We start from the raw sequence: 15,247 nt of genomic DNA, 5'->3' as shown, positions 1-15,247 counted from the left end.
CGGGCAGGCCGGGGCCTGCAACGAGGCGCGACAAAGGCAGGCGCGCGCACGGACGTATCAGCGGGTGCGTAGCGTACACACCCAAGCGGTGAGTCGTATCGAAGACGAGAACGCGTGTGTTCATGCTGGCCTCATGGGGACAAAAAGCGGTCAACTGCGGTTTTTAGGATCATAGGTCCTGTGTGGTCCGCTTCCTGTTCTGAAACGCGGCACATTCCTGGCCATAATGCGCGATGGCAGTCTGCACATTTTTCGCGGGCGCCGACCGCGCCCAATTTCGCTCACACGCACGATCATGAATCGCTCAACAACCTGCACATGGACCGCCTGACACTTGAACGCCGCCAGGTCTGGGTTTACCTGTCCGCCATCATTGCGGGCCTGCTCGCCGGCAACGCCGGGCCCGGCCTCGGCCCATTCTTCGAGCGCATGTTGTGGCCGACCCTGATGCTGCTGCTGTACGCGACCTTCGTGCAGGTGCCCCTGCTGCATCTGCGCGAGGCCTTCCGCGACTATCGCTTCGTGACGGCGGCACTGGCGGGCAATTTCATCCTGCTGCCGGCGCTGGTATGGGGCCTGGTGCAATGGCTGCCGCCCGATCCGGCATTGCGGCTGGGCGTGCTGCTGGTGCTGCTGGTGCCGTGCACCGACTGGTTCATCACCTTCAGCCAACTCGGCGGCGGCAACGTGTCGCGCGCCATTACCCTGACCCCGATCAATCTGCTGTTGCAGCTTCTGCTGTTGCCGGTCTATCTGTGGCTGATGGCGGGAGCGGAACTGTCCGCGGCCCTGACCCCCGCCGAGGTCTGGACCGCACTCGTGGTCGTGCTGCTGCCACTGGCCCTGGCCGCCGTGTCCGAACGCTGGATCGAGGCGCGGGCGGAACGGGCGGCGCTGCGCGAGCGGCTGGCGTGGTGGCCGGTGCCGCTGCTGGCGCTGGTGGTGTTCCTGATCGCCGGCGCGCAGGTCGGCGCGGTGCGCGGCGCGCTGGGCCTGATGCCGGTCATCGTGCCCCTGTTCATCGTCTTCCTGTTGCTCGCGGCGCTGATCGCCAAGGGACTGGCCTGGCTGATGCGCCTGCCGACCGACCAAGGGCGCACGCTCGCGTTCAGCCTCGGCACGCGCAACTCCTTCGTCGTGCTGCCCTTCGCCCTGACCCTGCCCATCGGCTGGGAAGTCGCCGCCGTGGTAATCGTGGCGCAGTCCCTGGTCGAACTGTTCGGCATGGTGTTCTATCTCTGGTGGGTGCCGCGCCGGCTGTTCAGGCGGGCGCCTTGATCACGGCGTTTTCGGACGGCGCTGAATGCCCGGCCCGTTAGAATGGCCGCTACCTCGATCGCCCCGGCGCGTCCACCCGCGTGCGCAGCTGGACGTCGCTCAAAGGGCGCGGTGCCCTGTTCGCCGAGGACGTCGATGAGGCCGATTCCTGGCAGTTCAAGAACGTATGGGTGTAGGCGGGCGAGGATCGCAAGCACTCCGGGCGGAGCAAGGAAGGGCTACCCCCTTTCCCGCGGGCGGCCGGCGATGGCCATGCCAGGCGTGTAGACGCTAATCAAGAACGAAGGTGAGCTTGAGGTCTACCCGGTATTTCGAAATATTTCCGGCATGGACGACGACGGATTGCTCCTTCACCCACGCCCCCTGGATGTTGCGCACGGTCTTGGCCGCGGCCTCGATGCCCTGGCGGATGGCATCCTCAAAACTGTCGGTTGATTCAGCACTGATTTCGATTATTTTGGCAATTGACATGATGCGCTCCTCTTGGATACCGATCGTCGCTGCCGCGTGTTGCAGCAGCCCCTTAATCAATATAGTTGAGCGCATCCTGCATGCCGGGTGAGCAGCCCGGTTTATCTCATGGCGGCTTTGGCCGTTGAACCGAGTTGCAGCAGCAACACGCCCATCCCGGTCAGCCACTCCGCGAGCCAGACCAGCCAGCCCACTACGGGAATGATGGACAGCAGGGTAAGGGCCAGGATTGCAAGGCTTGCCGCGGCAGCGCGCCAGACGGTCTTGTCGGCCTGGCCCGGATGGATGCGCCGCAAGCCCATCTGCCCGAGCACCACGCCTGCAGACACATAGCCGAGCATCAGGGTTGCCAGATAGCCGGTCAGCAAGAGCAGCCCGAGTGGAATGCCGATGACGCTGGCCATCAGGAGAATGACGCCTGCCGGGACGACGACCAGGGCGACGAATCCGAGCAGCAGACTCATGCCCGGCCGGGCACGCGCCGTGTCCGCCCGGCGCGCGGTAAACCCGGGCAGCGCAGCCACGAACACTGCCCCGACGACCATCAGACCGAGGCTCCAGATCAGCAGCAGTGCGCCCACGATGCGCATTCCCGCGCTTGCCTGCTCGCGCCATGGCCTACGTCGGGCTCGCGCACAATAGCGCCGCTCACCTCGGCCACCGGGTCGCGCTTCAAGGCTGCCGGACTGCGGTAATGCAGGTTGCCGCCGATCCGGGCCACCGGTCCGAGCTCAATTTCGCCGCCCGAGGCATCCACGTCTCCCTCCACGCGGCCGTTGAGGTAGGTGCGGCCGCCTGCCACGGCAAGCTGGCCTTGCACATCGCCCAGCACCATCACGTCGCCGCCCGCCAGCGTGGCATTGCCGGCAATGCTTGCCTTGCTGCCGATCTCCATCTTGCCCTCCGCGAGGCGCGCATTGCGTTTAACAGTGGCGTTCAGCGCCACGCGCCCGCCGACGCTGTAGACATCCTGGCCGACCACGGCGTCGATCCGCACCTCCCCGCCCGCAGCAAGCAGGTCGCCGTTCACCGGATCGGCAACGATGACTTCGCCGCCGGCAATGATCAGGTCGCCTGCCACGGTAACGCTGGCCAGCGCCCGTTGTCCCGCCACGATGCGGTCTTCCCTCATGACGTGCTCCACCCGCTCGCCACGTCGTCGATCCCGCTCGGGAAGAGGCAGACCATTCAACCTAGAAACCGCAGTTGGACGCGCTCGATGGTGCGTCTGGGCGGGTGGATGCCGCGAAGCGAGGAGGCGGCAGGCCGGGGCCAGCAACGACGTGCGTGGTTGTTGCCGCTTTAGCGGCTTTAGTGCGCGGTTGTTGCCGGCTCGCCGGCTTTACAACCGCGGCCTCCCCCTTGCGGGGACAACCACGGCCTACCCCTTGCGGGTGGGGCGACCAAGGCAGGCGCACGACCAGGCGTGCCAGCGGGTGCGTAGCGGACTCACCCTGTAGGGGGGCGTGGCCGAAGGCAGAAAAACCAATATCCATGCTGCATTCCTCAGGGTGATGCGCGGTCAACTGCGGTTTTTAGGTTCATTCAGCTAAGACCGCGCGTTGCCCGCTACCGATCGTCCTTTTCTTGCCCTGAATCACCCATGGCCTGCACCGATTTCCCGTAGTGGGCATACAGCCGCACCTCGTCGTCGTGGCCGATGATCTGGTCGGGGTCGTAGGCCGGGGCCGTGCGGATGAGGTCGCGTCCAAGGTCCACGAAAATCGCACGATCCGCCCAGCTCACCCGGTCGACCCAGGTGGGCGCGACGAGCACCTTCTTGCCCGGCCACCAGTTGCGGGTGTCCACAACAAAATAACGGACGGCCCAGTCCTGATCGTCGAGCACAAGGTCATGCACATGGCCGAGTTCGCCATCCCGTGCCTGCAGGTGATAACCCATCACCTCGCTGCCGTCGCGCAGGTGCGGATCTTCGGGCTCGCTGACCGGTTCTGTCGGCGGCGCGACCGGAGGAATCGTCATGCCAAATGCGCTGATTTCCCAATAGGGCGGCCAGCCATAATGGCGGTGGTACTCGGTCTCATCGTGGCGTGAAACCGGCCGCTCGCTGTCGATCGGGGGGGCATTTTCCACCTGCTCGCGGCTGAGGTCGACCGCGATGCATTTGTTCCTCTCGTCCACGCCGGCCACCGAACGCGGTGCGATCAGCACGTCGCGACCGAGTAGCCAGCCGCCTGTGTGAACGACAAAATAGCGCACGACCCACTGCTCGTCGTCGAAATAAATCTGCTCGATTCTGCCGATTTCGCCGTCGCGGGCGAGCAGTGCATAGTTCTTCAGGTCGTGCAGTCTACGGAGTTGCATCATGATGTTTCAGGAGCCTTTCTGACTTGAAGAACGAAGTGAGAATCCGACTGGACGAGCAGTCTCAATATAGACAGTGCTCGCTTCAGATCACGAAGAGGGTGGGTGGCGCCGTACAGGCAGATCACCCGTGCCGCGACGAAAGCCGTGCCCCGTCGACTGTTGCCTGCCCCCCAACTACGCCGCCGGACCTCCGGTTGTCGCCCGAACGCTCAAGCACGACGGGCATTAGCATCTATTCTTAAGCATAGTCAACTACCCGCCCGACAGTCAGCCTGGATGCCGGGCACTTCAACGCGGAATGCAGGAGCCTATGGAAGAAGACCCGCTTTGGTACAAGGACGCGATCATCTATGAGTTGCACGTCAAGGCCTTTTTCGACGGCAACGGCGACGGCGTGGGCGATTTCCCCGGCCTGATCGCCAAGCTCGATTATCTGCAGGAGCTGGGGGTGAACACGCTCTGGCTGCTGCCGTTCTATCCGTCGCCGGGGCGCGACGACGGCTACGACATTTCCGACTATCACAACGTCCACCCCGGCTTCGGCGAGATGGCGGATTTCCGCAGCTTCATCGACGAAGCCCACCGCCGCGACCTACGCGTGATCACCGAGCTGGTGATCAACCACACCTCGGACCAGCACCCCTGGTTTCAGGCGGCGCGCCTGGCACCGCCGGGATCGGCCAAGCGCGATTACTACGTGTGGAGCGACAGCGATGCGAAGTACGACGGCACGCGCATCATTTTCAGCGACACGGAAAAATCCAACTGGACCTGGGACGAGGCGGCACAGGCGTATTATTGGCATCGATTCTTCTCGCACCAGCCCGACCTCAACTTCGCCAATCCGCATGTGTTCAAGGCGCTGATGAAAGCCATGCGCTTCTGGTTCGATGCCGGCGTTGACGGCATGCGGCTGGATGCGGTGCCCTATCTGTGCGAGCGCGAGGGCACCAACAATGAGAATCTGGCGGAGACGCATGCTGTGATCAGGCAGATGCGCGCCGAACTCGACCAGCACTACAGCAACCGCATGTTCCTGGCGGAGGCGAACCAGTGGCCGGAGGACGTGCGCGAGTATTTTGGCGATGGCGACGAGTGCCACATGGCCTATCACTTCCCGCTGATGCCGCGCATGTACATGGCGATCGCGCAGGAGGACCGCCACCCGATCGTCGAGATCATGGAGCAGACGCCGGACATTCCGGACAGCTGCCAGTGGGCGGTGTTCCTGCGCAACCACGACGAGCTGACGCTGGAGATGGTGACCGACCGCGAGCGCGACTATCTCTACCAGACCTATGCCAGCGACGCGCAGGCACGCCTTAACCTCGGCATCCGCCGCCGGCTGGCGCCGTTGCTGGACAACGACCGCCATCGCACCGAACTGATGAATCTGCTGCTGATGACGATGCCGGGCTCGCCGATTCTCTATTACGGCGACGAGATCGGCATGGGCGACAATATCCTGCTCGGCGACCGCAATGGCGTGCGCACCCCCATGCAGTGGAACGGCGGCGCCAACGGCGGATTTTCCACCGCCGATCCGGCGCGCCTTTTCCTGCCGCTGATCGACGATCCCGTCTACGGCTTCGGCGCGGCGAACGTGGCGGCACAGCAGCGCAATCCATCCTCGCTGCTCAACTGGACGCGGCGGCTGATCGCCATGCGCCGTGCGAACAGCGCCTTTGGCCGCGGCACGCTGCGCTTCCTGCGGCCGGGCAACCGCAAAATCCTGGCCTATCTGCGCGAGTACGAGGGCGAGGCGATCCTGTGCGTGGCCAATCTGTCGCGCGCGCCGCAGGCGGTGGAACTGGACCTGTCCGCATTCAGGCAGCGGGTGCCGGTGGAGTTGATGGGCCGCAGCCGCTTCCCGCCGATCGGCGATCTGCCCTATCTGCTCACCCTCAGCGGGCATGGCTTCTATTCCTTCCGCCTGGCGACCGATGTGGAGGCGCCGGCCTGGCACGAGGAGCGCCCGGTGCCGCCGGATCTGCCGGTGCTGGTGCTGGTGGACAGTGGCTGGCGCACCTTGTTCGCGCGCGCGGAAGACGGCGAGGGCGTGAACCCGTTGATGGCACGGCGCGCACGGGAGCAGCTCGAGCGGCAGATCATGCCGCGCTACTTCCAGGCGCAGAGCTGGTTCGCGGATCGCGACGCGGCGGTTGAGAAATACGCGTTCGACGTGATGCGCGAATGGGCCAGCGACACCGGCAGCTGGCTGCTGGCCACGGTCGCGGTCACGCTGGCTAACGCCGAGGTCCATCGCTACGCCATTCCGCTGGCGCTGGCCTGGGAGGACGAGGACGAAGGCCGTGTCGGCACGCTGCTGCACGCCACCCTGGCCAAGGTGCGGCGGCGTGCGCGGGTCGGCGTGCTGTTCGACGCCTTCTGGGACGACCGCTTCTGCTGCGCCGTGGTGGCAGCGATGGAGCGGGGCGAGACGCTCGACTTTGGCGATGGCTCGATGGTGTTCAACGCGACCGACGCCTATCCTGGATTTGCCTGTCCGGTCGGCTCCGCGCTCATCACTCACGAGGTTTCCGAGCACGGACGTCTGCGGGTGAATCTGGATGACCGGCTGGTGCTGAAGAGCTACCGCTGGCTGCTGGAGGGGACGCATCCGGAGCTGGAAATATCGCGCTTCCTGACCGCAAAGTTTCCCCACGTGCCGCAACTGGCCGGCACGGTGGAATTTGCAGCCGCGCAGGGGCAGCGTTCGACACTGGCGATCCTCGAGCGCTATGCGGAAAACCAGGGCGACGCCTGGCACTACACGCTGGATTATCTGGCGCGCTATCTGGATGCGTGCCGCGCCAGTTCCGAGCCGCCGCCGAATGGCCGCCACACCGCCTATCTGGCGCTGATGAAGACGCTGGGTTTGCGCACGGCGCAATTCCACCAGGCGCTGGCCTTGCCCGACGAAGCGGGCGCCTTTGGCAGCGAACCCGTCAGCGCGGCCGATATCGTCGACTGGGTCAACACGGTGCGGCACGAGATGGAAGCGATGTTCGACCTGTTGGAGCAGGCCTTGCCGCAGCTGCCCGACGCGGCACAGACCCTCGCCCACAGTCTGCGCGCGGCGCGCCCACGGCTTTATCGACGCATTCTGCGGGCGGCTGGGGTGCGGGTGGATGCGATGAAGACGCGCTGTCACGGCAACTATCACCTCGGCCAGGTCTGGCTGGTGAGCAACGATTTCCTGATCGCCAACTACGGCGGGGAACCGGGACGCAGTTGGGCCGAGCGTCGCCGCAAGCACACGCCGCTGCAGGATGTGGCGGGCATGCTGCTCTCCCTGAGCGAGGCCGGGGCCGCCGCGCTGGGCGAAGTGGCCAGCGATTCGCCGGAGGTGGGCGCGGCGCTGCAGCACCATGTCGACGACTGGGAGCGGGCGGCACGTCGGGCATTCTTCCAGCGCTACCGCAAGGCGATGACCGGGCATCCGTCGTTCCCGGCCAATCCCGCGGAAGCCGAGGCGCTGATGACCCTGTTCCTCGCCGAGAAAACAATCTTGCAGGTGAACGACGCACTTGCGCGGCATTCGACCGGCGTCGGCGCTGCCATGCGGCGCCTGATCCAGGTGACGCGGCGCTGAAGGGAGGATGGATTTGGCCATACGACAACATGACATGCCATTCGGGACGCGGATCACGCCGGACGGCGTGCACTTCCGCCTGTGGGCGCCCGGCTGCGAGCGGGTGGGCCTGTGCATCGCCGATGGCGCGCGCGAAGCGGTGCTGCCGATGACTGCCTGTGGCGACGGCTGGTTCGAGTGCAGTGTGCCCGGTGTCGGGGCCGGCACGCGCTACCGCTTCGAAGTCATCGACGGCCTGTGCGTGCCGGACCCGGTTTCGCGCGCCAACCCGGACGACGTGCACGGCGCCAGCGAGGTGGTCGACCCCGCGGCGTTTGATTGGCACGACGACACATGGCGCGGCAGGCCGTGGGAAGCGGCGGTGGTGTACGAACTGCACGTCGGCACCTTCTCGTCGGAAGGGACCTTCGCCGGCGTGATGAAGCGGCTGGATTACCTGGTCGAACTGGGCGTGACGGCGATCGAGTTGATGCCGGTGGCGGATTTCCCGGGCGTACGCAACTGGGGCTACGACGGCGCGCTGCTGTTCGCGCCGGACAGCTGCTACGGCCGGCCGGAGGATTTAAAAGCCTTGGTCCAGGCGGCGCACGCGAAGGGCCTGATGGTGCTGCTGGACGTGGTGTACAACCACTTCGGCCCGGAGGGTAACTACCTCCACGTTTACGCGAGACAATTCTTCACCGAACGCCATCACACGCTGTGGGGCGCGGCGATCAACTTCGACGGGCCGGACAGCCGCCCGGTGCGCGAGTTCTTCATCCACAACGCGCTGTACTGGCTGCAGGAATACCACTTCGACGGCCTGCGCCTGGATGCGGTGCACGCGATCATCGACGACTCCGCGCCGCACATCCTCACCGAACTGGCGGCGCGGGTGCATGCGGCGGTCGGCCCCGAACGCCAGGTGCACCTGATCCTGGAGAACGACGCCAACGAGGCGCGCTATCTGGGCGCGGGCCGCTACGCCGCGCAGTGGAACGACGACATTCACCACGCGCTGCATGTCCTCGCTGCGGGCGAGGTCGACGGCTATTACGCAGACTATGCCGATGCGCCTGTCCGCCATCTCGGGCGCTGCCTGACGCAGGGCTTCGCCTATCAGGGCGAGGCGTCGGCCTATCGCGACCACATGGCGCGCGGCGAGCCGAGCGCGCACCTGCCGCCGCAGGCCTTCGTGTCCTTTTTGCAGAACCACGACCAGGTGGGCAACCGCGCGTTCGGTGAGCGCATCGGCCAGCTTGCGCCGGCACCGGCGGTGCGCGCAGCGGCGGCGGTTTATCTGCTGGCACCGGCCATTCCCCTGCTGTTCATGGGCGAGGAGTTCGCCGCGGCGACGCCGTTCCGGTTTTTCTGCGACTTTGGCGGTGAACTGCGCGAGGCGGTGACAGAAGGGCGGCGGCGCGAGTTTCGCAAGTTCGCACGCTTCGCCGACGCGGCGACGCAGGCAGCGATCCCCGACCCCAACCAGCCCGAAACCTTTGTCGCCTCGAAACTCGACTGGGATTCGCTCGGCGACCCGGAACGCACGGACTGGCTGATCTATTACCGCGAACTGCTGCGGCTGCGCCGGCAAGTCATCGTGCCGCGGCTGCGCGGCATGGGCGGGCATGCCGGCACCTTCGAGGCGTTTGCTCCCGCTGGCCTGCGGGTGAAGTGGCGCCTCGGCGACGGCTCGACGCTGCGGCTGCTGGCGAACCTGTCCGGCGAGGCGATCAGCGCGGCCGCCCCGCCCGGGAAAACGGTGTTTGCCTTGTCCATGGCGGCAGCGCAGGGCGTGCTGGGACCGTGGTCAGTGTGGTGGACGCTAGAGGAATCGCCATGAGCACGCTGCTCGACCAGCTGTGCGAGCGCTGCGGGGTGCTGCCCGGCTACCGCGACATCTGGGACGGTTTCCATCACACCCCCGACGCGACCCGGCGCGCCCTGCTCGCCAGCATGGGGCTGCCGGCGAATATCGACGCAGAGACGGCAGCGTCCCTGCAGACGCTGGTGCGGCGCGAGTGGGCGCGGCCGCTGCCGCCGGTGCTGGTGGTGCGCGAGCTGGCGCGGCCACATCGCATCGCCATCGCGCTGCCGCTCGCCGATGAGAAGCGGACCTGGCGCTGGCGCCTGCGCCGCGAGTCGGGGGCCGAAGACAGTGGCGAGTGTGTGCCGGCGGATCTGGCGGCGGCCGGGCGCTGCGATCTCGACGGCCAGACTTTCGTGCGGCGAGTGCTGCCGCTGGACATGCCGGTGGAGCCGGGCTATCACCGCTTCATCCTCGAACGCGCCGATGGCCACAGCGAGACGGCCGAGATGTCGTTCATCGTCGCCCCCGCCGCCTGCTATCTGCCGCCGGCGATTCAGGGCGAGGGACGCGCGTGGGGCTTCGCCGCCCAGCTCTACGGCATCCGCTCCGAACGCAATTGGGGCATCGGCGACTTCGGCGATCTGCGCAACATGATCGAATACTGCGCCGCGGCCGGGGCCGGCACCGTGCTGCTCAATCCGCTGCATGCGCTGTTCCCGGACGCCCCCGAACACGCCAGCCCCTACAGTCCTTCCAGCCGCTCGTTCTTCAACACGCTCTACCTCGACGTCGAGGCCATCGCCGATTTCGCCGAGTGCGCGGCGGCCCGGGCGATGGTGCACGAGCCGCCATTCCAGGCACGGCTGCGGGCACTGCGCGCCGCCGACCAGGTCGATTATCGCGGCGTGGCGGAGGTCAAGTCGCAGGTTCTAGACGCCCTCTACGCGCATTTCCGCAGCACGCACCTGGACCGCGACAGCGAGCGGGCGCAGGTGTTCCGCGCCTTCCAGGCCGGGCAGGGCGAGGGCCTGCGCAAGCAGGCGCTGTTCGAGGCGCTGCAGGAACATTTCCGCGGGCAGGACAGCGCGGTGTGGGGCTGGCCGGCGTGGCCCGAGGCCTATCGCGACCCGCACGCGCCTGAGGTGGAATCCTTCTGCGAGGCCCATCTGGAACGGGTGGAGTTTTTCGAATACCTGCAGTGGCAGGCGTCCAGGCAACTGGCCGCAGCCGGCACCCGTTCGTGGGAGCTGGGGCTCGGCATCGGCGTCATGCTCGATCTGGCGATCGGCGTGGCGGAAGGCGGCGCCGCGGTTTGGCGGCGGCGCGAACTCTACGCGCTCGGCGCCAGCACCGGCGCGCCGCCTGACTTGATCAACCGCATGGGGCAGGACTGGGGCCTGCCGCCATGGATTCCGCACCGGCTGACCGACGCGGCCTACGCGCCTTTCATCGAACTCCTGCGCGCCAACATGCGCGATTCCGGTGCGCTGCGCCTGGACCACGTGATGGGGCTGCAGCGGCTTTACTGGGTGGCGCGCGGGCTGCCCATCGCAGAAGGCGCCTACGTCCTGTATCCGTTCGAGGACCTGCTCGGCATCCTCGCGCTGGAGAGCCAGCGCAACCGCTGCCTGGTGGTGGGCGAGGACCTCGGCACGGTGCCGGACGAGGTGCGCGGCGCGCTGCGGCCGATGAGTGTGCTGTCGACGCGGCTGCTGTATTTCGAACGGCAGGACAACGGCCGGCTGCAGCCGCCGCAGGCCTACCCGGAGAATGCCGCCGCCGCGGTGACCACCCACGACCTGCCGACGCTGGCGGGCTTCTGGCAGGGGCTGGACATCGACCTGCGCGCACAACTGCACCTGTTTCCGGACGACGAGGTGCGCAACCAGCAGGTGGTCACCCGTTCGGAGGACCGCGCGCAACTGCTGGTGGCGCTGGAAGGCGAGGGTGTGCTGCCGCCCGGCAGCGGGATGCAGCCGGTGGCCTTCCCCGAGATGACGCCGGAACTGGCGGCCGCGGTCTACACCTATCTGGCGCGGGCGCCGTCCAAGCTGCTGCTGCTACAGCTGGAAGACGGCTTCGGCGTGCACGAGCAGCCCAACCTGCCAGGCACGGTGGAGCCGACCTACCCGAACTGGCGGCTGAAGATGCCGCTCAATCTGGAGGCGTGGCACGACAGCGCCTATCTGCAGGCCATTTTGCCGGCGCTGCGCCAGGAACGGCCGGTGGTCCAGGTTCCCGGCCCCGCCGGCGGGGGAACGGCGGCGGGCGTGCGCCTGTGGATTCCGCGCGCCACCTACCGGCTGCAGCTGAACCGCGACTTCGATCTGCGCCAGGCGACGGCGCTGCTGCCCTATCTGGACGACCTCGGCGTCAGCCACTGCTATCTGTCGCCGATCTTCAAGGCGCGCCCCGGCAGCCGCCATGGCTACGACATCACCGACCACAGCAGCCTCAATCCGGAGATCGCCAGCGCCGAGGACTTCGAGCAGTTCGTCGCGGGGCTGAAGCGTCGCGGCATGGGCCAGATCATGGACATGGTGCCCAATCACATGGGCATCATGGGCGCCGACAACGACTGGTGGCTGGATGTGCTGGAGAACGGCCCGGCCTCCCGCTTCGCCGACTACTTCGACATCGACTGGTATGCCATCGGCGGCGAGGTGCCGGGGCGGGTGCTGCTGCCGGTGCTGGGCGACCACTACGGCGCGGTGCTCGAAAGCGGCGAACTCAAGCTCGCATTCGATGCGGAGGAGGGTGCCTTCAGCGTGCTCTACTACGAGCACCGCTTCCCGATCGACCCGCGCGAATACCCACGCATCCTGGGTCACGAATTAGAGCGTCTGCAGGCACGCCTGGGGGCAGAGGATGTGACGCTGCTTGAGTTCCAGTCGCTGGTCACGGCCTTCGGCCATCTGCCGGGGCGCGACAGCGTGGCCCCGGAGTCGATGGCCGAGCGCGCCCGTGACAAGGAAGTGCACAAGCACCACCTGGCTGCGCTGTATGTGGGCAGCGCCGACATCGCGCAGTTCGTCGACGAGAACGTGACGGCATTCAACGGCACGGCGGCACCAGGCGCCGAGGGTTTCGACCTGATGCACGAACTGCTCCAGGCCCAGGCCTACCGGCTGGCCTACTGGCGCGTGGCGGCGGACGAGATCAACTATCGCCGCTTCTTCGACATCAACGACCTGGCGGCACTGCGCATGGACAACCCGGCGGTATTCGAGGCCACGCATCGCCTGGTGCGCGAGCTGCTGGCGCGCGGCTACGTGAACGGGCTGCGCATCGACCATCCGGATGGCCTGTATGACCCGCAGGAATATTTCGGGCGTCTGCAGGCGATGGCGGCGGCGCTTTCACCCAAAACGGATGAAGAAAACGCGCGGCCGCTGTACCTGGTGGTGGAGAAGATTCTTGCCGCCCACGAACATCTGCCGGAGTCATGGCCGGTTCACGGCACCACCGGCTACGACTTTGCGGCGGCGTGCAGCGGCCTGTTCGTTGATGCCACTGCCGAAGATCATTTCACCCACACCTATCAGGGCTTCATCCGCACCCATCCGGATTTCGACGAGAGGGTGCGAGCCAACAAGCACCTGATCATGGAGACCGCGCTGGCGGGCGAGCTGCAGGTGCTGGCGGCCCAGCTCACGCGGCTGGCCAAGGTGGACCGCCGCACCTGCGACTTCACCTTCAACAGCCTGCGCGGCGCGCTGGCCGAAATCGTCGCCAGCTTTCCGATCTACCGCACCTACGTCGCAAACTGTGAAACCGCGCCGGACGATGTCCGCTACGTGGAGTGGGCGGTGGGGGTGGCGAAGAAACGCAGCCAGGCGGCGGACCCCAGCATTTTCGATTTCGTTCGCGAGGTGCTGCTGGCGCGCCATGGACAAGGCGGCAGCGAGGACTACCGGCAGGCAGTTTGCGCCTTCGCCATGGAGTTCCAGCAGTACAGCAGCCCGGTGATGGCGAAGGCAGTGGAGGACACCACCTTCTACCAGTACAACCGCTTGCTGGCCTTGAATGAGGTCGGCGCCGACCCACATCGCTTCGGCGTATCGCTGGCGGCCTTTCACCACGAGAACCAGGCGCGTGCGCGCCGCTGGCCGCACGCCATGCTGGCCGGTTCCACCCATGACAGCAAGCGCTCGGAGGACGTGCGGGCGCGGCTCGGCGCGCTCTCCGAGATGGCTGACGAATGGCGCCACGCGCTGTCCCGCTGGAGCAAGCTCAACCGCAGCAAGCGCCGTAAGCTGGACACCGAGCGTGCGCCCAGCCGCAACGACGAGTATCTGCTATACCAGACCCTGCTTGGGATATGGCCGTTCGAGGCAGTGGACGCGGATGCGCTGGCCGGACTCGCGCAACGGGCCGAGGCCTACATGACGAAGGCCGTGCGCGAGGCCAAGGCACACAGTTCGTGGATGAATCCGAACGCCGATTACGAAGCGGCGACCGGCGACTTCGTTCGCGCGCTGCTGGCGCCCGAGCCGAACAACCTGTTCCTGCGCGACTTTGTGCCGTTCGCGCAGCGGGTCGCGTGCGTAGGCGCCTTCAACAGTCTGGCGCAAGTGCTGCTCCGGCTCACGTCCCCCGGCGTGCCGGACCTCTACCAGGGCAGCGAACTGTGGGATTTCAGCCTGGTCGACCCTGACAACCGGCGGCCGGTGGACTACGCGCTGCGGCAGACGGCGCTGCAGGCGATCAAGAAAGCGCACGCCGAGGACGGCGCGGTGGCATGCGCGTCGGCGCTGCTCGACCGGCAGCAGGACGGGCAAATCAAGCTATACCTGACATGGAAGACACTGGCGCTGCGCCGCGAATGCGAAGCGCTGTTCCGCGACGGCGACTACCTGCCGCTCAAGACCCACGGCGCGCGCGCGGAACAGCTCTGCGCCTTCTCCCGCTACGCTGTGGGCGAGACTTTGATTGTCCTGGTGCCGCGCCTGTTCGGCAGCCTGATGGGCGAGGATGGCCGCCTGCCGGTCGGCGATGCGGTGTGGGGCGACACCTGGGTCGAACTGCCGCCGGAGCGCATGCACGCGCAGTGGGATAATGTGCTGACCGGGCAAACCGTCGGCATGCGGTCCCTGGGTGAGGCGCACGGCCTGCTGCTGGCGCAGGTGTTCGAGCGGTTTCCCTATGCGCTGCTGCGTGCCAACGAAAGACCCCATTCATTACTTGAGGAGGAGCGAACATGACTGAAATCAATCCGAACGAACAGGAAGCCGGCGCGCTGGGATTCTGGCATCGCTACCGTTTGCTGATCATCGTCGCCGTGATCGGCATCCTGATCATCGGCTGGCTTTATGTCTCCAAAGGCATCGCGGTGAGACAGGCGCTGGAAACCTTGCCGGCCCAACGCGCGGAATGGGTCAAGCAGGCCGAGGCACGCCATGCCGACACGGTCAAGCAGTCGCTGAAGCAGTTCGGCGTGCCGCTGGCATGGGCGGTCCGCCGCGAAATGATGGGAGAGAATCTGGACCAGGTGGATCAGTACGTGACCGACCTGGTCAAGTTGGAAGGCTTCGAGGGGGTGACGGTGGCGCAGGCGGACGGCTCGATCGCCGTGGCCAGCGACCGCCGGCATGTGGGCGCAGCCTTCGGCAGTCTCTATGCCGAACGCTATTTGACGGCAGAGCAGATCACCGCCGATGAGACCGCGCCCGGGCAGTGGCTGCTAGTGGTGCCGGTGATGGGGCTGAGTGCGCGCCTCGGCACCGTGGTCATCGACTACCGGGCGCCGCCGTCCGCACTGGGCGAGTAAGGGTCCGATCAGGTAT

The 15,247-nt window shown here is 66.5% G+C and carries 9 protein-coding genes; 5 read left to right on the top strand and 4 right to left on the bottom strand.

Annotated elements, in window-relative coordinates; translation table 11 throughout:
• Positions 1-318: 318 nt before the first annotated feature.
• Complete coding sequence (locus ABW22_RS15235) at positions 319-1,278, top strand: arsenic resistance protein (RefSeq protein ID WP_059758765.1); 960 nt, start codon at positions 319-321, stop codon at positions 1,276-1,278.
• A 270-nt stretch (positions 1,279-1,548) separates the two neighbouring features.
• On the opposite strand, the gene ABW22_RS15230 is transcribed toward ABW22_RS15235, so the two are convergent.
• The 4 genes from ABW22_RS15230 to ABW22_RS15215 form a co-directional block, all read right to left on the bottom strand.
• Complete coding sequence (locus tag ABW22_RS15230) at positions 1,549-1,749, bottom strand: dodecin family protein (RefSeq protein WP_059758774.1); 201 nt, start codon at positions 1,747-1,749, stop codon at positions 1,549-1,551.
• A 101-nt stretch (positions 1,750-1,850) separates the two neighbouring features.
• A complete protein-coding gene (locus tag ABW22_RS15225; protein WP_059758762.1) occupies positions 1,851-2,339 on the bottom strand; it encodes a hypothetical protein in 489 nt (162 codons plus the stop codon).
• Positions 2,312-2,881, bottom strand: coding sequence for a hypothetical protein (locus ABW22_RS15220; protein ID WP_059758758.1), 570 nt, complete (start codon positions 2,879-2,881; stop codon positions 2,312-2,314). Before ABW22_RS15220 ends, ABW22_RS15225 begins: the two co-directional genes overlap by 28 nt.
• Positions 2,882-3,318: 437 nt before the next feature.
• A complete protein-coding gene (locus ABW22_RS15215; RefSeq protein WP_237763377.1) occupies positions 3,319-4,074 on the bottom strand; it encodes a PRC-barrel domain-containing protein in 756 nt (251 codons plus the stop codon).
• Between the two features lie 313 nt (positions 4,075-4,387).
• On the opposite strand from ABW22_RS15215, the gene treS reads away from it, so the two are divergent.
• The 4 genes from treS to ABW22_RS15195 are packed head-to-tail and all read left to right on the top strand — an operon-like array spanning position 4,388 to position 15,231.
• Positions 4,388-7,672: a maltose alpha-D-glucosyltransferase gene (gene treS, locus ABW22_RS15210; protein WP_059758752.1), complete on the top strand. Its 3,285-nt coding sequence runs from the start codon at positions 4,388-4,390 to the stop codon at positions 7,670-7,672.
• Positions 7,673-7,706: 34 nt separating this feature from the next.
• Positions 7,707-9,494 carry a malto-oligosyltrehalose trehalohydrolase gene (treZ, locus tag ABW22_RS15205; protein WP_059758748.1) on the top strand — a complete coding sequence of 596 codons (1,788 nt, stop codon included), beginning with the start codon at positions 7,707-7,709 and terminating at the stop codon, positions 9,492-9,494.
• Positions 9,491-14,665 carry a malto-oligosyltrehalose synthase gene (locus ABW22_RS15200; RefSeq protein ID WP_059758745.1) on the top strand — a complete coding sequence of 1,725 codons (5,175 nt, stop codon included), beginning with the start codon at positions 9,491-9,493 and terminating at the stop codon, positions 14,663-14,665. Before treZ ends, ABW22_RS15200 begins: the two co-directional genes overlap by 4 nt.
• Positions 14,662-15,231, top strand: coding sequence for a hypothetical protein (locus ABW22_RS15195; protein ID WP_059758742.1), 570 nt, complete (start codon positions 14,662-14,664; stop codon positions 15,229-15,231). Before ABW22_RS15200 ends, ABW22_RS15195 begins: the two co-directional genes overlap by 4 nt.
• Positions 15,232-15,247: the final 16 nt, after the last annotated feature.

The sequence above is a fragment of the Thiobacillus denitrificans genome (genome assembly GCF_001530125.1).
In the GTDB taxonomy this organism is placed as follows: Bacteria; Pseudomonadota; Gammaproteobacteria; order Burkholderiales; family Thiobacillaceae; genus Thiobacillus; species Thiobacillus denitrificans_C.
The sequence above is the reverse complement of the archived record's forward strand: the minus strand, read 5'-3'. Positions and strand labels throughout refer to the sequence as shown.